The organism is Neptunomonas sp., assembly GCF_016744175.1.
Classification (GTDB): domain Bacteria; phylum Pseudomonadota; class Gammaproteobacteria; order Pseudomonadales; family Balneatricaceae; genus Neptunomonas.
Map to the genome: position 1 here is coordinate 13,187 of NZ_JADGEV010000015.1, position 22,132 is coordinate 35,318.

A 22,132-nucleotide genomic window follows, 5' to 3' on the forward strand; every position below is an offset into this window, starting at 1 on the left:
TAGCGATGACGTTGAACATGATGCGTAAGCTATTTATTAAATTGATCTTATTGTTAGGGGTATTATTTTTTATTCCTTTTAGTACTGCTGTGAACGCTCAGAGTGCTGATATCTATCAGCTAAAAGCAGCATTGCTTTATAACTTCACCAAGTTTACGAAATGGCCAAACGGTAGTATCAAAAAGAGTATGGCTGTTTGCTATTTTAGTGAGCGTTATAAACCGGGAATGGAGAGACTTTCAGGTAAGAAGATTTCTCAATTAAAAATTTCAATAAAACAAATTAAAAATATCAACGATGTTGAACACTGCAATCTTCTTTTTATTGATAAGTCGCAGCGAGAAATTTTAAATCGTTTATTTATAAAAGTTAAAGGTAAACCTATTCTAACTGTATCTGATATTTCAGGGTTTTATGATGAAGGAGGCATGATAGAGATAACAGTTAGGGATAATAGGCTAAGATTTCTTATTGACTTAGAGGCAGTGGGTGGATCAGACATAGTTCTTAGTTCTCAAATGTTAAAGTTGGCTGTAGAGGTTAAACACTGATGGCCATGTTTAAATCCTTAAAAGTTAGGCTGTTGTTGTCAATGATTTTTCTTGTTGTATTGGTGACAATAATTATTTTATTAGCAGTCATTGATAGCCAAACTAGGGCGGCAAAGTCACAAGCTGAGAGTGAGTTGATATCTATTAGTGAAATGGTTGCTGAAAATATAGTAGCCGCTTTACTTTTTTCAGATCCTATATCAGCAAATAAGACCTTGAGCTCGCTAAAAGCGAAACCAGATATATATAACGCTATAATTTACGATATGAATGGAAATGTTTTTTCAGAATATAAAAGGTATGAACTTAATCAAAAAATTATAGAGCATGAAATACTGACTATAATTGGCAATGAAAAAAAATTGATCCGTAGTAATAAAAGTGGACTACGATCTTACATGCCAATATTTAGTGAAAATGAAGTGATTGGTTTAGTTTATATTGCTGATAATCTTATGACATTTAAACATAGAATTAATAATTTATATTATTGGGCTTTTATAATAAGTTCCTTGGCATTTGTTGTTAGTTTTATAATTATGTTTTTTTTGCAAAGAATTTTTACTAAACCACTTGATGAGCTTATTTCTACTATAAAAAATATAGCTGATGAAAAAGATTATACGAAACTTGCACCGGAAAGCTCCACGACTGAGTTTGAAGTATTAGGCCGTAACTTTAACTATATGTTAGCTGAGATTTATAAAAGAGATAATCAATTAGAGTTGATTAATGCAGATTTAGAGGCCAGAGTTGAATCAAGAACTAAAGATTTGGCTGCAGCGTTAAGTTTAGCCAATGAAGGTAATCGTGCTAAATCTGAATTCTTAGCAGTCATGAGCCATGAAGTAAGAACCCCCCTCAATGGAATTATTGGGTTTTCAGAGCTGTTGAAATTACAGAGTTTTAATAAAGAAGTAACTGAAACGATTAAATACTTAAATATATCAGCACAATCATTACTGTCTCTATTGAATGAGATTTTGGATTTTTCAAAGTTAGACGCACATAAAGTTGAAGTTGATAACAGTGAGTTTAGTTTGGCCTCTCTTGTTACTGCTGTTGTTGAGTCGTTAATACCTATAGCAAAAAAGAAAGACATTGAGATTAAACTAGAAATATCTGAGGAGTCTAAAGGTTTTTACTTAGGTGACTCTATGCGTATTAGACAAGTGCTGAGTAATATAATTAATAATGCAGTGAAATTTACTGATTCTGGAAAAGTGATGGTTACAGTTTCTCAGTCTTATCGACATTCAGAAGCAGTACTTAGGTTTACGATAAAAGATACAGGTGTTGGAATAGCGCCTGAATTTTTAGAAGATATTTTCTCACCTTTCGTACAAGCAGATAGCACAATCACACGCCAGTATGGTGGAACCGGGCTTGGTCTTGCCATTTGTAAACAATTAATTGAGTTGATGAATGGACAGTATGGTGTCCAGAGTAAAGTAGGGAAAGGAAGTGAGTTTTGGTTTTCTATACCGCTGACAAAAGTAAATTTGGATTTGTCGTCTATTAATATTAACAAGATAGATAAGGTATCTTCTCACAAGAAAGGGAAAATACTCATTGCGGAAGATAATGAGATAAATCAGATGGTAATAAAGAATTTACTAATTACTTTTGGCCATTCGTGCCATGTGGTTTCTGATGGTATAGAGGCAATATCTGAGGCAACTATTAATAAATATGACTTGATTTTTATGGATTATCATATGCCTCTTGCTGATGGGGTTGAGGCAACAAAGAAAATACGTCATTTAGATCAAGGGTCTGTTAACTATGCTACGCCTATTATCGCTTTAACGGCCGATATACAGCCAACCGTAAGGAAAATATTTCGTCATGCTGGGGCGAATGATATTTTATTAAAACCCTTTACGCGTGAAAGTCTAGAGTTGTGTTTGAATAAATGGATGGGAGAAGAGTCATCTGCTTCTGCTGACCTTGTCGCTGATGATACCTTTAAACTTGTTAACGCAAATGTTTTAGAGGAAATAGCAAATATTACGTCGGACAATACTATTGTAAAACAAATAGTAGAGTTATTTTTCGATAGAACACCTGCTCTTTTAGAAACTATTAAAAAGGCTGTCCAGAATAATGACAATGAGTCCTTATTTTTGTCTGCTCACTCACTTAAATCAAGTTCTGCGAATATTGGTGCTGAAAGTTTATCTGATATAGCTAGAAGGTTAGAGGGCATAGGACGTGAAGGTGTTATTGGTGAGGCTAGCAATTTGTTACCGTTATTATTTAGCTGTTTCGAGCAAACCACAGAAACTTTAAAGGGACTGTTAGAGGACTCGTCAATATGAATGATATAAATACGTTGTATACAGTACTTATTGTTGATGATGATCCAGGTATCCGCATGCTAATGAAGCATGCATTGCAGGATAAGGAATTAACAGTATTTGAAGCGACGTGTGGTGATCAAGCTCTCCAAGTTTTTCAAAAAGTATCACCTGACATAGTGTTATTGGATGTTACTATGCCAGGTATGTCGGGGTTTGAGTGTTGTCAGTTGCTAAGAAGCTCAGATATGGGCGCGCAATGCGCGATAGTAATGGTCACTGCACTTGATAAGCCAGAAGACATCGAAACCGCTTTTGAGGTGGGCGCAACTGATTTTATGACGAAGCCTTTGAAGTGGCCTCTTTTTAAACATCGCGTACGCTATATTCTTAAAGCAAATAAAACACTCTTAGAGTTGAGTCGTAACCAATCAAAGCTGTCTAAAGCGCAATCTATTGCGCGTTTAGGGTACTGGGAATGGGATTATAAGTCCGGTTTTATTGAGTGCTCTGCAGAGTTACTTTCTATGCTAGGTATTAAAAATATAAACACCTCAGTAAAGTACCGTTCTGTTTTAAAGTGTATTCATCCTGAAGATCGGCGCTTATTCAATAGTGCTTTTCGTCAGGCATTGCGTGAAAATAAATCGTATGATATCGAGTACCGTGTGAGGCGGGCCGATGATGAAATAATTATTTTCCACGACCGCACCGATATAATTGAAGAGTACGGTTACAAACGCATTATTGGTACCTTGCATGATATAACTTCGCAAAAGAATACAGAGAAAGAAATATCATATTATGCGTATTACGACACTCTGACAAAGCTGCCGAATAGGCGCTTATTTTTAGATCAGTTTGAGGCATCTTTATCAATGGCGAGACGCCGAGATGAGAAGGTCTCACTTTTGTTTATCGATCTAGATCATTTCAAAAATATTAACGATAGCTATGGTCATCATGTAGGTGACCAGGTATTGACACAAACAGCGAGCCGAATCAAAAACTCGGTTCGCATGTCAGATGTTATTTCAGTTGGAATTGATGACTCACAAAATAAAGTGGCACGCTTAGCCGGTGATGAATTTACCGTTTTACTATGTGAAGTGAATGCTGTTGATAATGTCGTAACGATTGCCCAGAGGGTGCTCGACTCCTTATCTCAACCTTTTATCCTTGATAGCCATACTGTTTATATTACAGCGACAGTCGGTATTGCTTTGTATCCTGATGATAGTGATAACGTCCAAGAGCTGCTGCAAAATGCTGATGTGGCTATGTATCACGCCAAAGAAAGTGGTAGAAATAATTACCAGTTTTTTTCAGAAGAGTTGAATGTCTACCACAAAAACAGGCTTTCAATTGAAAACGATCTACGATCTGCTTTGTTTAATAATGAATTAGTTATTTATTATCAACCTCAGTTTAACGGTGAAGATAAAGAAATCATCGGTTTTGAGGCGTTGCTTCGATGGAATCATCCAACCAAAGGGTTGTTATCTCCCGATAAGTTTATGAGCATCGCTGAATCCTCTGGGCTCATAGTGCCCATTGGTGCTTGGGTGTTAGAGGAAGCATGCAAGCAAGCACATGAATGGTCACAAAAAAGCACTAAATCTTATCGTATGGCTGTTAATTTGTCGGCTCTTCAATTTAGTCATAAAAACCTTTCTGAGCAGGTTCTCAGTGCTCTGGAAGTGTCCGGGCTAGATCCTTCTTTACTTGAGTTAGAGATTACTGAATCGGCCATTATTCAAAATGTTAATGAAACTCTGAAGTTGCTCGTATCACTAAAAAGTTTAGGTATCAATTTAGCTATTGATGACTTTGGCACAGGTTACTCTTCTTTAAGCTACTTAAAAAAATTCCCTATAGACACACTAAAAGTGGATAAGTCATTCGTTGATGAGATAGTTACCAATAAAAAAGACGCCGCCATCGCCCAGACCATTCTTCAGTTAGCAAACAACCTTGGGTTATTGAGTGTTGCTGAGGGAGTTGAGACCAAAGAGCAGGTTGAAGGTTTAACTAACATGGGGTGTACTCAGTTCCAAGGCTTCTTTTTCAGTAAGCCATTACCGGTTGAGTTGATTGATTTGTTGATCAAATAATAGACGTATTTTATTTCGCGTTAATCTCCGCTACATCTTTCTGGCATATAGTATTTAACAACTACTGAATTTGGTGCTGCATAGGCGCACCTTTTCATTTACTAACAAGGAGCCATCATGTCAAATTCGACCTTTAAGTATCTTGATAAAGCACTCTCTCAGGTGCGGGATTTAGGCTTGATGCCTGAAAAAGTAGATGAAGCCCCAGTTGTGGCGCTTATCGAGCGTTTGTCTGATATTGATGAGACTAAAGCCTTAGCCATTGCACGAACATTAACTCAGGCTTCAGTTTTTAATGAAATTGTGCGCGAACAAGTTTCTCAGATGAAAATTGGTCAGCGTTACGCTGAGATCACTGAATCATTTAATAGTATTCGCGATGACGCCAAAAAGATGGTTGAGCAAGTCGAAGATGGCAAGGTGGATACATTTGAGCGTGCTAGTAACGTATGGATGAAAGTTACCCGTGGAGATATCGCTAGTCGTTTCGATAAGATAAAAGATACTTACCTAGAAGTGGCGCGCGATTCTAAAGATCAGATTGAGCGTGAACATGTCATTCTAAATGCCTATCAAGATTTTCGTGGTGCCATTAAAGAATCCGAAATCTATGCATTGGATTTATTAAAGCAAACAGAGGCATTGTGGAATACCGAGAAAGAAGCGCTTAAACAAGCAGGCGAGAAGGTAGAGCGGTTTGTCGGTGATGATCTTGCAGATCGAGCTAAGCTCGAGCTAGCGCGTGATGAAAGCATGCGTAGTTTACAGTTTGCTGAAGACCGGTACCAGGTTGCCAAAGATCTTTCAGATAATCTGACCGTCAGCTACAACACCTCTGAAGTTATTATGATGCGTTTGATGCAAACCAACAGTGCTAAAGACCGTGTATATAAGCAATCGATTACTTTCTTTGGCACGAATGAATCCGTGTTTACAGCCTTAACTGCATCCTACACAGGTATGTTTGGTTTGCATGAAAGTACTGAAACTCTTAATGCAATGAAAGATGGTGTTTCTAAAAGTTTAGAAGATCTAGCGTCTATCGGTGGAAAGGTACAAGAGGCGGCTATTAAAGCAGGCTATGGCCCAACTATACGCGCCGAGTCTGTGAAAAAGCTGGTTGACTCTGTTGTTAACTTTCAAGAGCGTTCGCAAGAAATCATAGAAGAGATGCGAGTGCTATCAACTAAAAATGCTGAAGAAATTCGTGATTCTGTCGAAGAAGGAAAACAGCGCTTAGCCCGAGTTATTCAGCGAGGTGGTTCCTTGCCATTGCCTGATTTCTCTCAAGGGAGCAAATAGCTAGGTTGTTGTTAATTCTTATTTAAGATGTGTTCAAAAGTGGCGAGTAAATGAATGGATAGTATTAATGCGGCAAGTACTTCTGCTGACCAAGTGGAAGTGCCCAGAGCAAAACTTGAAGATATTATGGTGGCGATGGATGTAGTGGACACGCTGCGTCACCGTCAAGGCATGGTTGAAAGAGAGCTTGATACTAATGCTCGGCGTGAACAACTGTTGGAGCGTTTGCGTGAAATCTATGCGGAGCAGGGGATGGATGTCCCTGATCATATATTGGAAGAGGGGATTAGAGCTCTTGATGAAGACCGTTTTAAATACTATCCGGCGAAGAAAAGTTTCTCTACCAAACTAGCTCATCTTTATGTAAGCCGTAAAACCTGGGGTAAACCTCTTGCCGCGCTCTTGTTGGTTGGCGTTGTTCTATATGGAGGAAATTATTTCATTAATGAAAGGCCGCAACAGTTGGCGCTTCAAGCGCTACCTAGCGACTTGAAGCAAACTTACAGTGAAATACAGACCGTTGCTAAGAACCCTTCTGTAGTAGTGCAAGCAGAAGAGTTGAAAGGCTCGGCTATCGCTGCTTTAAACAACAATAAACCTAAAGTTGCTGAGTCTTTACTTAGAGATATGGAAAACATACTCATTCAATTGAGAGCGAGTTATAAAATTAGAATAGTATCTCGTGCAGGAGAACAGTCAGGTGTGTGGCGTATTCCTGATGTTAACTCTAATGCCAGAAACTACTATTTAATTGTTGAAGCAATAGGCCGAGCAGATACTGTTTTAACCTTACCGGTAGTGAGCGAAGAATCAGGTAAGCGCAATGACGTCGACAAATGGGGGATACGAGTGGATTATAGAACCTTCAACTCAGTGGCGGCGGATAAGCGTGATGACGGTATTATTCAGTTAAACATTGTGGGTGAGAAACCGGCAGGATATTTAAAACCAAAATATAAAATTGCCACCAGTGGTGCCACTATTACGCAATGGTAAAAATGGCTTTACGTTTTTACATATTTTTATCAGCACATATTTATAGAAGGGTTTAGATGATGTGGAGTGGTTCAACAGCCTTAAATAGTATCGATAGCACTTTAAGGTCGGTGCGTGATGATATTGACCGTCTGGATCAGAATTTAACGCACCTGACTGAGAGCTTGACTGAGAACCTCCGCCAACAAGGTAATGTGATTCATGAGATTGCCAAGGTGCGCTTATTAGAGATTGATACAGGGCAACTTCAAGACACGCTTACGGCTGCTGACTTGAATGCAAAAAATATATTGAGCGATCGCATTCAGCATGTTCAGCAGGTTGAGCACGACATAAAAGATCTCAAGCAGCAGTTGGAGAAGGCTGAAATAGCACGTGAGAAATTATTGTCAGTTGCTAATGCGGTATCAGCCGACCTAGCAGAAAATGAAACGTCTATCCAAAATACCTTACGAACTGACACCGCCTATCTGGCGCAATTTGAACGTGCTAGTAAAGCTGAATCAATAGCAGCTGAGGCGCTGCAAAAAAGTGAGACAGCTCAATCTGATATGGATATCAAAGATGAACCGTATCAAAATGATAAGTTGTTTATGTACTTATGGGGGCGAAAGTACACAACCCCCGATTACGAAGGCGGGTTGTTGACACGCGCTCTCGATAAATGGGTTGCAGACCTAATACAGTATGAACGAAATCGCGTAAATTATTGGAATCTTCAAGAGATACCAAAGCGCTTAGCTGCTCATGCTGAAAGAGTAAAAACGGAAGCTGACGGCGAGTTTTTAGAATTACAGGCATTAGAACAGAAGGCTCTGTCTGATGGCGGTGTGCCGGCCGTTGAACAGCGCTTGGAAGAGGCTCGCGTAAGACTCGATGAGCAGGACGACCAAATTGAAGCCTTAGAAAATGAGTTGAGTTTTGCTTTGGAAAAACGAGCTGGGTTTGCTTCTGGGTCGGATGAATATACACAACGTAGTATTCAATGTTTAAGTGATGCTATGGCGCATAAAGATGTTTATCAAATTGACCGTTATGTGAAGGCGACTTTATCTCCTGTCGATGATGAGCTGGTAAGAGAGCTTCATCAGTTTCAGGACAATTATGAAGATAACGAAGACGACCTAACCGATTTAAGACGAGCACACTCGGCGAAAATAGCAAAGCTAAAAGAGCTTGAAAGTGTGCGGCATAACTTCAAGAATAATCGCTTTGATGATGTACGTTCGGGTTTTGGTAATGAAGCGCTTATTAAGTCTGTACTAGGCCAGTTTTTACAAGGGGTCGTCGCGGGCAGCGATGTTTGGCGTGTTCTTAAACGTAACCAGCGCTATGATAATCGCGGCGCCCAGCCCGATTTTGGGAGCGATGGTATCAGTGGTAGATCTTCAAGTAGGCAAACTTCAAATCGGAACAGTACATTTAGATGGCCAAGTTCGCGAGGTGGAAGCGGAGGCTTTCGCATACCGGGCAGTGGGCGTAGTAAACGCAGTGGTGGCGGCGGGTTCAGCACAGGCGGTGGTTTCTAATATAGGACGTCAAAAAGCACTCTGGATATCCTCAGGGAATGCGTGTTTGGATAACCAGAGTGAACGTTGTTATTAGTTAAGATTTACTAGATATGTGTCAGTTTTGAGCTGTTTTAGTTTGTGCGCTTTCAGGCACATAGCTTCTCGCAATGTTACGTAGCTCTTTTAATGCAGCGGCTGCATCCACATCGCGCTTGGAAACACGCTCAAGGTAGTCTTCATCCATACCAATAATCATGGCTTGAAACTCCTTATCGATGAGGTCACCTTTTTTAACTTCCAAAATTGAAACCCCTGCTTTTTTGGCAGCAATAAGTCCTTCGGCATCACCGCCATCCCATGCTTGCCCTGCAAGGGCTGATAGTTTCTCGCCAGAAACGGAAAGAACTGCCGCTTTGTCTTCTTTGCTAAGGCTGTCTAAGAAGTCTGGATTCATAAAGATAGAAAAGCTCATGACGTACATGCCACCGGGTAATAAAACGAGTTGCTTGGTGACTTCGTTCAAGCGCAAAGTCTTTTGTTCACCTACAGGGATGAATACACCATCAACTACACGCTGCTGCATCATTTCGTACACTTTAGGTGCCGGTGCCCCAACGGCGGTTACGCCCATGCGCTCACCAAGTTGTGTTTGGATTCCACCGCCTAGACGAATCTTACGATGTTTCATATCAGCAAGGGAGTTGATTGGTTCTGCTAAATGTATTTGTCCAGGGCCATGTGTGAAAAGGGCGGCTACAACAAGCCCATCGTGTTCGTTTGCCTGCTTATAATATTTGTTACTAACTCGCCAAAATGCGACAGAGGCCGCTTCGGCATTTGCGTTTAGATTTGGTAGTTCTACAGACTCTGTCAATTTAAAGCGTCCGGGTATATAACCATGAACGCTCCAACTAGCATCAACAACATTATCTTCCACGAGGTCGAACATGGTTTTAGGGTGACCCATACCGTATTCAATCTTCATTTTTACCCGGCCTTGAGTGGCCTCTTCTATCCACTTCCCCCACGTTGTTAGAACAATGGCATTCTGAGGGTGTGTTGGCGGAAGCCAGCTAGCAACTCGCATAACAGAATCAGCAAGTACACTGCCTGATAGTAGAAGACCTAATGATAGACCTGCAGATGATTTAATGAATGTTTTTATTATCATATGAATTACCTTCTTATTGTATGCCTTCAATAAAGGCTTGTTTTCAACGCTATGAATGGTGAGTTTTAGGGTGTGAAAGTGAACTATTTTTTTTAGTGTTCTTCATGGCTGTATCAATGATCTGAATCCAGTGCTGTATAGGGATCTTGGTTTTATTCGAAAGATGTGTAATGCAGCCAATATTGGCACTGCCGATGATGTCAGGATTTGCTTTATCAAGTGCTTCAATTTTCTCTATACCTAGCTGAGTAGCGAGTTTTGGCTGAAAAATAGAGTAGGTGCCTGCAGACCCACAGCAAATGTGTCCATCACTGACGGGTTTTATTGGAAAGCCTAATCTGGTTAATACAGCTTCAACTGAGCCTGATAAGCCTTGAGCATGCTGTAGAGAGCAGGGGCATTGAAAAGCAACGCTGGGAGTAGCCTTTAGAGTGAGTTTTTCTAATGGAAGATCAGTTAACACCTCAACCAAATCTTTTGTTAGTGCAGATACGTGCGCTGCTTTATTAGCATATAAAGGATCATTTTTAAGTAGTTTTCCATACTCTTTTACTGTCGATCCACAACCACTGGCAGTCATTACTATTGCTTCACAGCCGTTCTCTATTATTGGCCACCATGCGTCTATATTGTTGCGCATAAAGTCCCGCCCGTCTTCCTGCTTATTCAGGTGGTAACTTATCGCACCACAACAGCCTGCTTTATCTGCAATTATTAGGGAGATATCGAATTGGTTTAAGACCCTTGCTGTTGCTGCATTAATATCTGGTGCGAGTCCGGGTTGAACGCAGCCTTCTAGTACTAGCATTCGTTTTTTATGCACTCGTATCGGCCAATTGATTTTTAATGGCCGCAAAGGAATTTTGGCTTTTAGTACTTTTGGTAGGAGTGGTCGAATATATTGCGCGGCTCTCAGTAGGGGAGTAAAACGATCTGGATAAGGAAGAACGCTGAGTATTGAATGGCGTAGCGCTTTTTGTGCAAAGGAACGAGGTACTTGCTTTTCTACAACTTGCACGCCGATATCAAGCAGGCTGTGGTAATCAACATTGGCGGGACAGGTTGTTTCACAAGCGCGACAGTTGAGGCAAGCATCAAGATGTGATTGTGTGATTGCGGAGGCTGGCTGTCCCTCTAAAACCTGTTTAATTAAATAGATGCGCCCCCGAGGGCTGTCTAATTCATTTCCTCGTAAATTGTAGGTCGGGCACGTTGCTAGACAGAAACCGCAATGTACGCATTTACGCAGGATAGTATCGGCCTCTTTTCCTTGCGCGGTGCTATTAATGAATTCAGCTATGTTGGTCTGCACGGTATCTCCCCCAGCGTTGGATTGGTTATAGGTCTTTGTATAAACGACCGGGATTGAGAATGTTGTGTGGGTCAAAGCTGTTCTTTATGCGTTTGCTTAATGTAAGAAGTGCAGGGCTTAGAGGGCTGAAAGTAGAACCATTAGCATCACTACTATTCGCCTTGCTGTTACTAGCGCCGCATCTATTACGAAAGCCGCTAGCATGACCGCCATTATCACTAGCCCATTGTTGTAGCGCATCAGTATCTTTGGGGTACACCCAACGTTGTGCTCCTCCCCATTCGGTGATCGACTCTGTATCAACTAGTAAGTCAGGAATGCACGGGGCGCTAGGAGGTAGTGACACACGCCATAAAGTTCTATCTTGATTAAAGTAAGGGAGGCGCTGCTCTTTCAGTTGGTGCCAAAAAAGCTCTGCTTGTCTGAGAACGTCGCCACCTATGTTTTCTGCCGCAGATACTACCCCTGCTTTAGCGCCGGAAAAGCGTACATATAAAAGATTGTTATGAAGGTATGTAGCAGAAATTGGTATTGGCTGGCGGCCCAATGTGCTTAATAAAGTACACATCTGCTGGTGGTTATAGGGAAGAATGCGTGTTTCTTCAAAAGCTGGTTTAGGGATGACTTTGAGCGATATTTCTAGCAACACGCCTAATGTACCCAATGCACCAGTCATCAGGCGTGAAACATCATAGCCTGCAACGTTTTTCATGACTTGGCCGCCAAACTTTAAAATTTCGCCTTTACCGTTGATGATGGTCGCGCCTAAAACAAAGTCTCTGACAGCGCCTGTATAAGGACGACGTGGGCCAGAAATTCCGCACGCAATGGTGCCGCCAAGAGTAGCATTATCAGAAAATTCAGGCGGCTCAAACCCAAGCATTTGCCCATGCTCTGCCAGTAATTGCTCTATCTCTCGTAAAGGCGTGCCTGTGCGTGCAGTAATGACGAGTTCGGATGGCTCGTAATTGATAATCCCGCTGTATCCTGAAACGGTCAATTCGACACCTGATATACTGCGTCCATAAAACGCTTTACTTCCACAACCAATAATTTTTAAAGGTGATTGTTGTTCATAGGCGTTTTTTACCTGCTCAGCAATAACCTCTGCAGTTACTGTTGGTGTTTGCTCAGAAAGAACAGGCGCCTGCTGCTTATCAGTTTGAGATAGTACTAATACTTCAGTCATTTAGAACCGCTCCAGATGAGGAAACGGCATTTCGCCATTATGTATATGCATCGCATGGAACTCAGTGCAACGAGCTAAGGTCGGGATCTGCTTGCCAGGATTAAGTAACGATTTATCGTCAAAAGCGTTTTTTAGTGCATGAAATTGGCTTATTTCTGCACCAGTAAACTGTAGACACATCTCATTTATTTTTTCTAAACCGATGCCGTGTTCTCCGGAAATAGTCCCGCCGACATGAACACATAACTCAAGAATGCGTGTGCCAAGATCGTTGGCGCGTTTATGTTGATCCTCATCGGAGGAATCAAACAATATCGACGGGTGCATGTTGCCATCACCAGCGTGGAAAACATTCACTACAAGAAGCTGATACTCATCAGCGAGTTGATTGATTCTTGTCCACACCTGGGCTAGTGCCCGGCGTGGAATAGTACCGTCCATCACATAGTTGTCTGGAGCTAAGCAAGCGAGTGCAGGGAAAGCGGCTTTTCGAGCAGCCCAGATGCGTTTGCTTTCAGCTTCGTTGGTTGATATTTGAATATCTGAAGCATTTAAGCGGTTAAGAATTGTTATAACACTGGTGAGTTCATCTTCAACTTCTTCAACGCTGCCATCTAATTCACAGATAATTACTGCCGCTGCATCAACCGGATAGCCAGCATGCATTAGTGCTTCAATTGCTTGAATGCCTTTTTGATCAATCATTTCAAGGCCAGCTGGAATGATGCCTGCACCTATAATTTCAGCAATGGTATTGCCTGCATCCTCAATGGTTGCGAAGGCTGCGAGTAACACGCGAGCGCTGGCAGGTTTCGCTAAAAGCTTTACGCGGATGCCAACAATAATCCCTAGCAAACCTTCTGAACCCGTCATTACTGCCATGAGGTCATACCCTGCGGCATCCAGCGCTTGGCCGCCTATGGTGATGCGCTCACCCTCAATGGTGATAACGTCCAGTTCCAAAATATTGTGGACGGTGAGACCGTACTTGAGGCAATGAACGCCGCCAGCATTTTCAGCAACATTTCCGCCCACTGAGCATGCGAGCTGTGAGGATGGGTCGGGTGCGAAATACAGGTTGTAAGGTGCGGCGGCATCAGAAACGGCTTGGTTGCGAACGCCAGGGTCTATCCATGCAGTGCGATTATGCAGATTAATATCATGTATTTTATTGAACTTGCTCATGCCAAGCAGAACACCGTTCTCGACAGGCATAGATCCTGCGGTTAGCCCTGTGCCTGCTCCACGAGCCACGACAGGAATATCAAGGGCATGGCAGCAACGCATAATATGCTGAACTTGTTCGATGGTATCAGGGAGTACTGTCAGTAACGGTATTTGGCGCATCGTAGTGAATGCATCGCACTCGTAAGCTTTTAGCTGTTCTGGTTCACTCAAGATTGCATCCTCAGGAATCAACATGCTCAGCATTGGAATGAGGCTGGCAAGTCGTTTTGTTCTGATGCTTGCTGCAATGTTTGAGTTCATGGTGGTATCCAAGTGGCTCGTTGAAGAGGCGGGAACCTAGATGACTCTAAAGATGAAATGCTATTTAAAAAAATACATATTAACTATGATTAACCATATTTTTTAATTATGGATGGGAATATGAAATTTACTCAGCTGAAGTATTTTCTGAAAATTGCAGAAGTGGGTAGCGTCTCTGCTGCCGCTCGTGAATTATTTATCGCGCAACCAGCGTTGAGCCATCAGGTAGCCGCGTTAGAAAATGAACTGGGTGCATCGTTATTTGTTCGCAGTGTCAAAGGGGTACAGCTCACACTTGCTGGCGAGAAATTGGTCCATCACGCAAAGTTGATACTGCGTCAGGTTGATATTGCAAAAGCGGATGTTATTAGCGATGAGTTCTCTCCGCGTGGTGAGGTTAGTGTTGTTATCGATGCTTCGAAGGCTTACACGTTGATCCCCTTGTTGGTCACTGAATGTGCTCAGCGTTTCCCAGAAGTACAGTTACAAATTTATGATGCTATGAGCTTGAATGCCGCCCAGCAAATTGCAGACGCAAAGGCTGATATTGGGCTGATTCCCAATGCGGCTGATTTGAGTGGTGTACATGTTATTCCGGTTTATCGGGAGCCGTTGCACTTGGTGGGCAAGGGTGTGGCGAAAGGGCATGAGGCCGGCACAATTTTGTTTGAGGAGTTATCAAATTACCCTCTGGTTGCCCCCTCACGCCCGCATAATATTCGATTGCATATTGAGCAAAAAGCACTGGAGGCAAAGTGGCCTTTGAATATTCAGTACGAGCAAGATACGGGTTTAACGCTGCGCTGCTTGATGAATAGCGGTATTGCCAATGCAATCATCCCGTATGATGTGATGGCAACTGAATTACAGCGAGGAGATTTAGATGCACTAAGGATTATTAATCCTTCGATTGACCGAATTCACGCTATTGTCCGCTTAGAAAATAGACCCTTTACATCGGCCTGCCGGGCTATTGAACTTCTCATCATCGAATTGATTCAGCAGCTTTGCGAGCAGAAAATTTTAGATGGTGAGGCGCTGGTTTAAGCTTCATAAAGCCCACAAAATAATTATTGTTATATCCGTGTTTTTATGTTTATTCTAAAAAAAGAGCAAGATTTACGAAAGAGTGTTTTCGTTAAGTCGTCTTAAAATCCATTAAATGTGATTAAAATGTTGCTAAGTTCGATAAATATTTGAAATGTTAGGTTGGGCGGTGCTCATTTCTTTGTGGGGTCGTATCAAAAAAATAACAACCTGCTTTTTATAGGAATAGATAATGAGCGTGATTCATAAAGAAAAAATTACAGACCCATCAGCGTGGAAAGGAAAGGATTTAAAAGGCGACGATTCATGGATTTATCATTGGTCCGATGAATCGATTAGCGTTCTTGAAAAGGCCTTAGAAAATGTTAAGCGAAAAGGTTTGCAGGTACCCGGCTTTACTAAAGAAGATTTTCCGATTACTCAGCTCTTCAAAGAGATCGCTTACTTCAATGAAGAGTTGGAAAATGGCAAGGGTTTCATATTAATTCGCGGCTTGCCAATTGAGCGTTATACAGATGATGAAGCAGCCATTATTTACTATGGCCTTGGCCTTCATATGGGTACGCCTGTCCCGCAAAATTTAAAAGGCGATATGTTAGGACATGTCAAAAATATTGGGGCAATAGATCCGAAAAGTGTTCGTGTTTATGAAACCAATGAATACCTTCCTTATCACGCCGATCTATCGGATGTTGTTGGTTTGCTTTCTCTTCGTAAAGCAAGATCAGGAGGCATGAGTAGCCTTTCAAGTGCGATGACGCTTTATAACGAAATTTTGGGAAAAAACCCAGAGTATATTGGGCTTCTCCACCGTCTATTCCAATTGGAGCACCTTGATGACGGAGAGGCAGGTTTTACGCCGATCTTTAGTTATCATAAGGGTAAGTTAAGCGCTCGATATTTACGCCAATATATAGAAATTGCACAAAATAATGCAGGTGCTCCTCTATCGAATGTAGAAGTTGAAGCTCTAGACCTTATTGATTCGACTTTAAATAACCCAGATATTCGTTTAGATATGATGATGGAGCCAGGTGATATCCAGTTTGCAAATAACTATACAATTTTTCATTCTCGTACTAGTTTCGAAGATTACGACGAAGTAGAGCGTAGACGGCATTTATATAGATTGTGGCTGAAGATGCCTAATGCCAGAGAGTTAGCGTCTGATTTCCCTGGGCGAAATGGTATTACGAAACGCGAAACGTAATTTGATATTAAAAAGCTTAAAATTTTCTAGGATTATAGTGGTCAGTGCGACATACATAACTCTAGAGACTAGTGGGTGAAGTTTGTGAAAACCTTCTATGTGCGGATAGTTGTCGCCCATTTATCAACCTGAACCCAAGATAGAGGGTGTGTATCGTCTACCTGCATTTTTTAGCTGACCATATATCTTGATGACTTGTGAAATGGTTCGTTTCACAAGTCGGTAATTAACTGAAAGCGACAAGTTGTTCTCTGTTCTCGTCAACACTTCCTCCGTAAATGTTTTCAAATGTAACTTTAAACGACATTTGGATATTGCTAGTAATTATAAAGTGTCTTTAAAAACCCTCTAAAAGTCGATAAATGTTATAAAAAGTAATTAAAACCTTAGCCGTTTTTGGTAGTAATTCTTTTGTTGTTTCTTGTTTGCGACATCTCTAGCTTTTTGACATCTGCATAAAATTTAGTCAGAGTTATTTTTAATTAAACGATCAATCAATAAAAAATCTGATAACAGCGTACACTAGGCTCTACATAGAGCGTAAAACGTTAATAGAATACGTTATTTGATATCAATAATTATGTAGTTATTCGGTAAAGTGATTTGCACCCCGAGTAGTCATGAAACGCAATCAGTAGGATACAGTTAGATGCAACACACTCTTTATATAAATGGTCAATACCAAGATGCTACATCGGGTGAAAGCTTTGTGACACGCAACCCAGCGACAGGCGAAGTGTTAGCTGACGTTCAGCAAGCCTCTCTGGCTGATGTAGACAAGGCGGTTGAAGCGGCACAAGCAGGCTTTCTCGTTTGGTCTGCTATGAGTGGTGCAGAACGAGGGCGCATTCTTATGCGTGCTGTGTCTATATTGCGAGAGCGTAATGATGAGCTTGCCATGTTAGAGGTGCTGGATACGGGTAAACCTCTGCAGGAAGCTAACTGTGTTGATATCGCATCAGGTGCTGATGTTATTGAATATTATGCAGGGCTTGCTGCCACTATCCATGGGCAGCAACAGGACCTAGGCGGTAATAATTTTTATTATAGCCGACGTGAACCTTTAGGCGTTTGTGCGGGTATTGGTGCATGGAACTACCCTATCCAAATTGCTATGTGGAAGTCTGGTCCTGCACTCGCTGCGGGAAATTGCATGATATTTAAACCTTCTGAAGAAACGCCATTAAGCGCGTTAAAGTTAGCAGAAATCTTTACCGAAGCGGGCTTGCCTGATGGTGTTTTTAATGTTGTGCAAGGTGACTATCGCGTCGGGCAAGCCCTGTCGCGCCATCCTCAAATTGCCAAGGTTTCATTTACAGGCGAATGCGGCACAGGTAAAAAAGTCATGGCCGATGCTGCAGGTTCGCTTAAAGAAGTGACCATGGAGCTGGGGGGGAAATCTCCTCTGTTAGTGTTTGCGGATGCCGATCTTGATAACGCCGTTTCTGGTGCATTGCTAGCCAACTTCTATACACAAGGTGAAGTTTGCACCAATGGTACGCGTGTATTTGTTCATGACAGTATTTATGACGAATTTGTTAGCAAAGTAGTTGAGCGTACTGAACGTATGATCATTGGGGATCCAACAGACTTGAACACACAAGTGGGTGCCTTAATCTCTGAAGAGCATATGTTTAAAGTATTAGGATTTATCGATGTTGCTAAAGAAGCAGGAGCAAGGTTAGCTTGTGGTGGAGAGCGTGTTATAGAGAACGGTTTGGAGAAAGGTTACTTTGTTAAACCCACCGTCTTTGCCGACTGCACGGATGATATGCCTAACGTTAAAGATGAAATATTTGGGCCGGTTATGTCTATTCTGCGCTTTAGCGATGAAGACGAAGTCGTTCGACGTGCTAATGACACTGAATATGGCTTAGCTGCCGGAGTATTCTCTACTAACTTTGCTCGGGCGCATCGTGTCATTGCTCGTCTTCAAGCGGGTATCTGTTGGATTAATACGTGGGGCGCGTCGCCAGCAGAAATGCCAGTAGGCGGTTATAAACAGTCAGGTGTTGGTCGTGAAAATGGCATTGAAACGCTTAATCACTACACCCAAGTTAAAAGCGTTTTTGTTGAACTGGGCGATGTTGACTGCCCTTATCTTTAAGTTTTAAAAATAGTACCACGCTAGTACAAACAAGTGCTTAAGCTGCGACCTGAGGGATGAAAATTAGTATGACCACTGATACACGATATGACTACATCATTGTTGGCGCAGGCTCTGCTGGTTGCGTACTGGCCAATCGTCTGACTGAAGATGGTATGCACAGTGTGCTGCTGCTTGAGGCAGGAGGTTCGGATAAGAGTATCTTTATTCAGATGCCTACGGCGCTGTCGTATCCAATGAATACTCCAAAGTATGCATGGCAATTTCATACCGAAGGAGAGCCTTATTTGGATGGTCGCTCTATGCATTGCCCTCGCGGAAAGGTGCTGGGTGGTGGCTCTTCGATAAATGGCATGGTGTATGTCCGTGGACATGCTTGTGACTTTGATGAATGGAGCGAAAAGGGCGCCGCTGGATGGGGATATCAGCAGTGCTTGCCTTATTTCAAAAAAGCAGAAACGTGGGTTAACGGCAGTGATGATTATCGTGGTGGTAATGGTCCTTTGTTTACCTGTAACGGTAACGACATGAAGTTAAACCCACTTTATCAGGCATTTATTGATGCAGGTGAAGATGCAGGTTACCCGACGACCGATGATTATAACGGTTACCGCCAAGAAGGCTTCGGTGCAATGCACATGACAGTGAGGGCAGGTGTACGGGCATCTACTTCTAATGCATATCTTCGTGAAGCGATGAAGCGCTCTAATTTAACATTGATAACGGGCGTATTGACTCGAAAAGTCATCATGGATGGTAAGCGTGCCGTTGGTATTGAATACGAAAAAAGTGGCAGCACGGTTAATGCTACTGCAAACAAGGAGGTGATTTTAGCAGCCGGGTCTATTGGTTCGCCGCATTTATTACAGCTATCAGGCGTTGGCCCTGCAAAAGTATTGGAAGAGGCTGGCGTTGAGCTTGTGCATGACTTGCCTGGTGTTGGTGAGAACCTTCAGGATCATTTGGAAGTTTACTTCCAGTACCACTGTAAGCAACCTATTACTTTAAACGGCAAATTAGATTTAGTCAGTAAAGGCATGATAGGCACACGTTGGTTGTTGTTTAAAGATGGTTTAGGGGCGACTAATCATTTTGAATCTTGTGGCTTTATTCGGTCTCGTGAAGGCTTGAAATGGCCGAATATTCAGTATCATTTTTTGCCAGCGGCGATGCGCTATGATGGTGGGAAGGCTATTGATGGTCATGGATTCCAGGTTCACGTAGGGCCAAACAAACCGCAGAGCCGTGGTCGCGTATGGATTAAATCAGCTGATCCAAAAGCGAAGCCGAGTATTTTGTTTAATTACATCAGTACTGCTCAGGACAAACAAGATTGGCGTGACTGTATCCGTCTGACTCGCGAAGTTCTGAAGCAGCCTGCTTTGGACCCATTTCGTGGTGATGAAATTCAGCCGGGAGAACAGGTCACATCAGACAAAGCGGTTGATCGCTGGGTGCGTGAAAATGTTGAAAGTGCTTACCATCCTTCGTGTACCTGTAAAATAGGTGCTGATGAGGACCCAATGGCAGTGTTAGATACGCAGTGTCGAGTAAGAGGAGTCGAGTCGTTACGTGTTGTAGACTCTTCAATTTTTCCCACTATTCCAAACGGTAACTTGAATGCTCCCACTATCATGGTGGCAGAAAAAGCAGCAGATATGATTTTGGGTAAACAAGCGTTACCTGATGCAGATGTTGATGTTTGGATTGATCCAAACTGGCAGCAAAGCCAGCGTTTAGGTAGCCCTAAGCGTGAGGTGAAATAAAATAAGTAGCTCTAGCATAGGCTTAGTAGCTCTTAAGTAATTGTTATAAAAGTGAAATTTATGTTGTGTATTGTTCAAAATGCACTCTTGAAAGCAGTAATCGTAAGAGAATTTAAAACTAAAATAAGGTAAATAATCATGACAACTCGAAAGAATAGAATTGGCCGTAAACATAATTTAATGCGTGGCATAACTGTAGCGATGGGCTTGTCTGCATCGATGGTGTTTGCTGGCCAATGTGACACGGTGCGTTTCTCCGACGTGGGTTGGACTGATATTACGGCGACCACGGCAGTAACCAGTGAAGTAGTCGAAGCGCTGGGTTATAAATCAACGACTCAGCTGTTATCTGTGCCGGTGACTTATACCTCTCTCGCTAATGCAGATATCGACGTGTTTCTAGGTAACTGGATGCCTACAATGGAAGCGGATATCGCTAAGTATCGTGAAGCCGGTACTGTTGAAACCGTACGTGCCAATCTAGAAGGGGCTAAATACACATTAGCCGTTCCAAAGTATGTATTTGATGCAGGCGTAAAGAACTTTGCTGATATCGCTAAATTCAAAGATAAATTCAAAGGCCGTCTTTACGGTATTGAGCCTGGCAATGATGGCAATCGTTTGATGCAGGATATGATTGACCAAAATGCTTTTGGTCTGAAGGGGTTTAAGCTGGTTGAGTCGAGTGAGGCCGGAATGATTTCACAGGTTTCACGTTTAGCTAAACGTGAGCAGTGGATTGCCTTTTTAGGTTGGGCACCTCATCCAATGAACGCCAACATCGAGATGGAGTATTTACAGGGCGGTGACGACTTCTTTGGCCCTAACTATGGTGGTGCGAGCGTTTATACCAATGTTCGTAAAAATTATAGCCAAGACTGCCCGAATGTAGGACGTCTGTTACAGAACTTGTCCTTCACGCTGGAAATGGAAAACGAAGTGATGGGCGCCATTCTTGATGATGGCAAAAAACCTCAAACGGCAGCATTGGCTTGGTTAAAGTCTAACCCTGAAGCGCTAAGTAGCTGGTTAGAGGGTGTAACAACTAAAGATGGTGGCGATGCGCTGTCTGCTGTACGCAAGCACTTGGATCTCTGATCCAATATCAATCTGCTGCCGAGTGCTGAAGGCATAGGCAGCAGATCCCTTCTGTATTTTTGGAGTACCGCTTCGCCCAATTTTGTGGTGATGAATTCGTTTATATATAAAAAGGCAAACACATGAATTGGATTACTGAGAACAAGATTCCACTTGGTAGCTGGATGGAAGCGTTTGTAGACTGGCTGACGTTTAATGCAGCGGGTTTTTTTGATGCCGTTTCAATTTCGCTGGAATGGATGATTGTCTCAATGGTAGAGATATTCCAGTGGTTTCCACCATCAGTTCCTATGGCTCTCACCGCAGTTGTCGCTTGGTGGCTGCATCGTAGTATTCCTTTAGTGATTTTTGTTGTTGTCGCTTTAATGCTAATCCTTAACCTTGGTTATTGGCAGGAGATGCTGGAAACTTTTGTATTGGTATTAGCGGCTACAACATTGTCGGTTGCAATGGGCATTCCTATGGGTATTTTAGCGGCCCATAAACCTTGGGTTTATACCATATTACGGCCAATTCTCGATCTTATGCAGACGATACCTACCTTTGTTTATCTTATACCGACACTTGTTTTGTTCGGCTTAGGTGTTGTTCCAGGACTAATATCCACAATCATATTTGCAGTAGCTGCACCCATTCGTTTGACCTATCTTGGAATAAGTCGAGTGCCAGAAGATTTGCTTGAGGCCGGTAAAGCATTTGGGGCTACGCCATTCAAACTACTTTATAAAGTTGAGTTGCCTGCGGCGATGCCAAACATCATGGCGGGTGTAACTCAGTGCATCATGTTATCTCTATCGATGGTGGTTATTGCTGCGCTTGTTGGCGCTGATGGATTAGGAAAGCCAGTAATACGAGCTCTGAATACAGTTAATATTTCTCAAGGATTCGAGGCTGGCTTAGCGATAGTGCTTGTAGCAATTATTTTGGATCGAATCTGTAAAGCGCCTGGCGCAAAAGAGGAAGGTTAATC

16 protein-coding genes are annotated in these 22,132 nt (G+C 42.2%); 12 read left to right on the forward strand and 4 right to left on the reverse strand.

All coding sequences use genetic code 11. The features are described from left to right. Positions 1 to 17 precede the first annotated feature (17 nt). The 6 genes from QZZ55_RS08910 (at position 18) to QZZ55_RS08935 (ending at position 8,792) form a co-directional block, all read left to right on the forward strand. Positions 18 to 551, forward strand: coding sequence for a YfiR family protein (locus tag QZZ55_RS08910; protein WP_293266974.1), 534 nt, complete (start codon positions 18 to 20; stop codon positions 549 to 551). Further along, positions 551 to 2,872 (forward strand): ATP-binding protein, encoded by a 2,322-nt coding sequence (locus tag QZZ55_RS08915; RefSeq protein WP_293266975.1) that lies wholly within the window; start codon positions 551 to 553, stop codon positions 2,870 to 2,872. Before QZZ55_RS08910 ends, QZZ55_RS08915 begins: the two co-directional genes overlap by 1 nt. After that, complete coding sequence (locus QZZ55_RS08920; RefSeq protein ID WP_293266976.1) at positions 2,869 to 4,965, forward strand: EAL domain-containing protein; 2,097 nt, start codon at positions 2,869 to 2,871, stop codon at positions 4,963 to 4,965. The genes QZZ55_RS08915 and QZZ55_RS08920 overlap by 4 nt, the downstream gene beginning before the upstream one ends. 117 nt (positions 4,966 to 5,082) lie before the next feature. Continuing rightward, entirely contained in the window at positions 5,083 to 6,267 is a 1,185-nt protein-coding gene (locus QZZ55_RS08925; RefSeq protein ID WP_293266977.1) for a hypothetical protein, read from the forward strand. A gap of 54 nt (positions 6,268 to 6,321) precedes the next feature. Further along, entirely contained in the window at positions 6,322 to 7,263 is a 942-nt protein-coding gene (locus QZZ55_RS08930) for a DUF6384 family protein (protein ID WP_293266978.1), read from the forward strand. Positions 7,264 to 7,319: 56 nt separating this feature from the next. After that, complete coding sequence (locus QZZ55_RS08935; RefSeq protein WP_293266979.1) at positions 7,320 to 8,792, forward strand: hypothetical protein; 1,473 nt, start codon at positions 7,320 to 7,322, stop codon at positions 8,790 to 8,792. Positions 8,793 to 8,889: 97 nt separating this feature from the next. On the opposite strand, the gene QZZ55_RS08940 is transcribed toward QZZ55_RS08935, so the two are convergent. The 4 genes from QZZ55_RS08940 to QZZ55_RS08955 are packed head-to-tail and all read right to left on the reverse strand — an operon-like array spanning position 8,890 to position 13,934. Beyond that, positions 8,890 to 9,945: a TRAP transporter substrate-binding protein gene (locus QZZ55_RS08940; protein ID WP_293266980.1), complete on the reverse strand. Its 1,056-nt coding sequence runs from the start codon at positions 9,943 to 9,945 to the stop codon at positions 8,890 to 8,892. Positions 9,946 to 9,994: 49 nt separating this feature from the next. Then, complete coding sequence (glcF, locus tag QZZ55_RS08945) at positions 9,995 to 11,257, reverse strand: glycolate oxidase subunit GlcF (protein WP_293266981.1); 1,263 nt, start codon at positions 11,255 to 11,257, stop codon at positions 9,995 to 9,997. Positions 11,258 to 11,282: 25 nt separating this feature from the next. Then, entirely contained in the window at positions 11,283 to 12,446 is a 1,164-nt protein-coding gene (gene glcE, locus QZZ55_RS08950; protein WP_293266982.1) for a glycolate oxidase subunit GlcE, read from the reverse strand. Continuing rightward, positions 12,447 to 13,934: an FAD-linked oxidase C-terminal domain-containing protein gene (locus tag QZZ55_RS08955; RefSeq protein WP_293266983.1), complete on the reverse strand. Its 1,488-nt coding sequence runs from the start codon at positions 13,932 to 13,934 to the stop codon at positions 12,447 to 12,449. A 120-nt stretch (positions 13,935 to 14,054) separates the two neighbouring features. Here QZZ55_RS08955 and QZZ55_RS08960 point away from each other — a divergent pair, with 120 nt between their 5' ends. The 6 genes from QZZ55_RS08960 (at position 14,055) to choW (ending at position 22,130) form a co-directional block, all read left to right on the forward strand. After that, positions 14,055 to 14,981 carry a LysR family transcriptional regulator gene (locus QZZ55_RS08960; RefSeq protein ID WP_293266984.1) on the forward strand — a complete coding sequence of 309 codons (927 nt, stop codon included), beginning with the start codon at positions 14,055 to 14,057 and terminating at the stop codon, positions 14,979 to 14,981. 232 nt (positions 14,982 to 15,213) lie between these two features. Next, entirely contained in the window at positions 15,214 to 16,191 is a 978-nt protein-coding gene (locus QZZ55_RS08965) for a TauD/TfdA family dioxygenase (RefSeq protein ID WP_293266985.1), read from the forward strand. 649 nt (positions 16,192 to 16,840) lie between these two features. After that, complete coding sequence (gene betB, locus QZZ55_RS08970) at positions 16,841 to 18,298, forward strand: betaine-aldehyde dehydrogenase (protein ID WP_293266986.1); 1,458 nt, start codon at positions 16,841 to 16,843, stop codon at positions 18,296 to 18,298. A gap of 68 nt (positions 18,299 to 18,366) precedes the next feature. After that, on the forward strand, positions 18,367 to 20,064 hold the full coding sequence (gene betA / locus QZZ55_RS08975; protein WP_293266987.1) for a choline dehydrogenase: 1,698 nt from the start codon (positions 18,367 to 18,369) through the stop codon (positions 20,062 to 20,064). A gap of 138 nt (positions 20,065 to 20,202) precedes the next feature. Further along, positions 20,203 to 21,162, forward strand: coding sequence for a choline ABC transporter substrate-binding protein (locus QZZ55_RS08980; protein ID WP_293266988.1), 960 nt, complete (start codon positions 20,203 to 20,205; stop codon positions 21,160 to 21,162). A gap of 122 nt (positions 21,163 to 21,284) precedes the next feature. Beyond that, complete coding sequence (gene choW / locus QZZ55_RS08985) at positions 21,285 to 22,130, forward strand: choline ABC transporter permease subunit (protein WP_293266989.1); 846 nt, start codon at positions 21,285 to 21,287, stop codon at positions 22,128 to 22,130. The last annotated feature ends 2 nt before the right edge of the window (positions 22,131 to 22,132 follow it).